The organism is Achromobacter sp. GbtcB20, assembly GCF_019091095.1.
Taxonomy (GTDB): domain Bacteria; phylum Pseudomonadota; class Gammaproteobacteria; order Burkholderiales; family Burkholderiaceae_B; genus Achromobacter; species Achromobacter mucicolens.
Genome location: NZ_JAGXJZ010000888.1, coordinates 1 through 237, shown reverse-complemented (window position 1 = coordinate 237; position 237 = coordinate 1). Strand labels below are relative to the sequence as shown.

1 pseudogene is annotated in these 237 nt (G+C 65.0%); it reads right to left on the bottom strand.

Annotation, left to right across the window (positions count from 1 at the left end):
• Positions 1 to 234, bottom strand: a pseudogene (locus KVT32_RS31525) (branched-chain amino acid ABC transporter permease); the annotation flags it as partial.
• Positions 235 to 237 lie beyond the last annotated feature (3 nt).

Below are 237 nucleotides of genomic sequence, written 5' to 3'. Positions count from 1 at the left end.
GATTGCGCGGGGTATGCCGACCAGAGCGCCGATGCCGATCGCGATGAAACCCCGAATGAGGTAGTCGCTGCCGATGATCGGGCTGGACACGGTCACGGGCGATAGCAGTACTGCAGCGGGCGCCGCGAGTGTGGTCGCGATGAAAAAGCCGGTCAGGGCGATCCTGCGGTACGGGATGCCCTGCTGCATCGCAGCCTCATGGTCTTCCGAGACCTCGCGCAGTGCCTTTCCCAGCCG